Origin of the sequence: Sphingomonas sp. CCH5-D11 (assembly GCF_001557395.1) — a bacterium.
Lineage (GTDB): Bacteria > Pseudomonadota > Alphaproteobacteria > Sphingomonadales > Sphingomonadaceae > Sphingomonas.
In genome coordinates this window covers 1-2,697 of record NZ_LSKH01000001.1, presented here as the reverse complement: position 1 = coordinate 2,697, position 2,697 = coordinate 1, and the positions used below count along the sequence as shown (strand labels likewise).

General features: G+C 63.3%; 3 protein-coding genes. All 3 read right to left on the bottom strand.

Going from position 1 to position 2,697, the window contains the following annotated elements; all coding sequences use genetic code 11:
• Positions 1-281: MarR family winged helix-turn-helix transcriptional regulator (locus tag AX702_RS00015; protein WP_156455281.1), on the bottom strand; the 281-nt coding region annotated here is incomplete at its 3' end.
• A complete protein-coding gene (locus AX702_RS00010) occupies positions 278-703 on the bottom strand; it encodes an organic hydroperoxide resistance protein (protein WP_066774741.1) in 426 nt (141 codons plus the stop codon). The genes AX702_RS00015 and AX702_RS00010, both read right to left, overlap by 4 nt.
• 412 nt (positions 704-1,115) lie before the next feature.
• The coding region (mutL, locus tag AX702_RS00005) for a DNA mismatch repair endonuclease MutL (RefSeq protein ID WP_066774740.1) at positions 1,116-2,697 on the bottom strand (1,582 nt) is incomplete at its 5' end.

Here is a 2,697-nt window from a genome sequence, read left to right as displayed (position 1 = left end):
TCCCGGCGCCTATCGAGGAGCCCGTTGCCTTCCATCCGCTTGAGCAAGGGGGTGAGCGTGCCGCTGTCGAGAAATAGTCGAGCACCAAGGGCGCCTACGGTCTGCGGTTCTTCCTCCCACAAAACCAGGAGCACGAGGTACTGCGGGTAGGTGAGCCCCAGATTACGCAAAACCGGCGTGTAGAGCCGATTGATGAGGTTGGTGGCGGCATAAAGGGGAAAGCATACCTGGCGATCCAACCGAAGCGGATCGCTCCCATTAACCGCCACCTTGTCACTCATCGGGTCGCGACGTTCAACGTGACGTCCACGTTGCCTTTCACTGCGTTCGAATATGGGCACACCGCATGCGCGGCCTTGACGATTTCTTCCGCCTTCGCCTGATCCACGCCGGCGATGGTGACGTCCAGCGTCACGGCCAGGTTGAAGCCGCCACCGCTACCCGGAAGCAGGCCAACCTCACCTACCACCTCGATGTCACCATCCCGCACCCGATCTGCCTGAGCACGGGTCACGTGAATCACAGCGTTTTCGAAACAGGCAGCATATCCTGCTGCGAATAGCTGCTCCGGATTGGTTGCGCCACCCTTGCCGCCCAACTCTTTCGGCATGGCGAGCGAGAGATCGAGAATGCCGTCTTCACTGCGGACGGATCCGCTGCGACCACCCGTTGCAGTTACCTTCGTCGAGTAAAGCGTGCTCATCGTGCATCTCCGGTCTGTACGATACGGAGAATAGGTTGCGCACAACCATATTGCAATGGGACCGCTTCAGATCCTGTCCCAGCTGAGTGCCAGGCGTCAGGGCACCGCCACACACGCACCCACCACCGCGGCGAGTGGAATAAGCGCAAGAACGAGGGGCACGATCTGCTTCATGAGAGAAACTCTGGAGACATGTTCAACATACAATGCCGGCCGACGTCGAAAGTTTCCCTTCGATGAACGCGGGGGCTTGCTTGGCTTCCCGTCCACGCGAATGCGTTACCAGGCCGACGCGGCGAGAAAGCGACGAACATGCGTCGGCTGCTCCGATCGCTGTTCATCGCTCCGCGCGTGAGCCCACAACGTCCAGCCCGTCACTCGCACTACCATCGCATCGCTGAAGCGGCGTCGCTCACTTCCTGCCGAAAAGCTTCTCGATCTGCTCCAGCGGCATTTTGACCCAGGTTGGCCGACCATGATTGCATTGCCCTGAATGCGGCGTCACTTCCATCTCGCGAAGCAACGCGTTCATCTCGGCAATCGACAGGATCCGTCCTGCGCGGACAGAACCGTGACACGCCATTGTTCCCGCGACTGCATCCAGGCGCTCGCGCAACGACAGTGCCTCGTCAAACGCAGCCAGTTCGTCCGCAAGGTCGCGCACCAACCCCGAGGGATCGCCGCTGCCGAGCAAGGCCGGGGTGGCGCGAACCAGCATCGCACGGGGCCCGAACCGCTCAAGCTCAAGTCCCAGTTCCGCCAGTTCCGCAATCCTGCCTTCCAGGCGGTCGCAACAGGTCTCGTCGAGTTCGACGACCTCCGGGATCAGCAATGCCTGCCCGCTCACCCGCCCGTTGGCCAGCGCGGCTCGCATCCGCTCCAGCACCAGCCGTTCGTGTGCCGCATGCTGGTCGACAATGACAAGCCCGTCCTCTGCCTCGGCGACGATATAGGTTTTCGCGACTTGCCCCCTCGCCACGCCTAAGGGATGCGCTTGCACATCGGGGGGCAGGGCCACGGCAGGCTCTCCGCGTGCCTGCGGCGGAGGGGAGAAGAAGGTCGGGCGCTGGTCCCGCACCATGCTGCCGGCAAATTGCTGACCGACCGGTTGCCCCGCCTCGCCAAAGGGATCTGCGGTCATCAAGCGCTGACCCACGCCCGCGCTCAACCCGGCGGCGAACCCCGCCAGCACATCCTCGGGCGCGCGTTGGACCACTCGGTGTCCTGCTTCATCGAGCGCGCGTCGCAGACCGGAAACGATCAATCCTCGGATCATAGCAGGATCGCGGAACCGCACCTCGGTCTTCGCGGGATGAACGTTCACGTCGACCTGATCAGAGGGCAGATCAAGGAATAGCGCAACGACAGCATGCCGATCGCGCGGCATCATCTCGGCATAGGCGCCGCGGATTGCACCAATAAGCAAACGGTCCTTCACAGGCCGGCCATTGACGAACAGGTACTGATGGTCGGCGACGCCCCGGTGGAAGGTGGGCAACCCGGCGACACCGCCAAGCACCACCCCTTCCCTCGCCATATCGATGGCGACGCTGTTCTCCTTCAGCGCCCGATCCGTCAGCGAAGCCACTCGCGCCGGGCGATCTTCGGCCTGCAATGCGGCGAGCACCCGCCGCCCATCATGCTCCACGGTGAAGATGATGTCGGGGCGCGCCATCGCGAGCCGACGGACCACATCGAGGCATGCGGCATATTCGCTCCGGCCCGATCGCAGGAACTTGCGGCGCGCCGGAACACGTTCGAACAGCCCCTCCACTATGACGCGTGTACCCGGGGGGAGCGCAGCTGGGCCCTCGGCGGCGAGAACGCCATTGTCGATCGCGCGACTCCAGCCGTCAGCCCCTCGCACCCGGCTTTCCAGCGTGAGCCGCGCGACGCTCGCAATGGAGGGGAGTGCCTCCCCGCGAAACCCCATGGTAAGCACCTGATCGATGTCGTCGCTGGGCAACTTTGAAGTAGCATGGCGCTCCACCGCG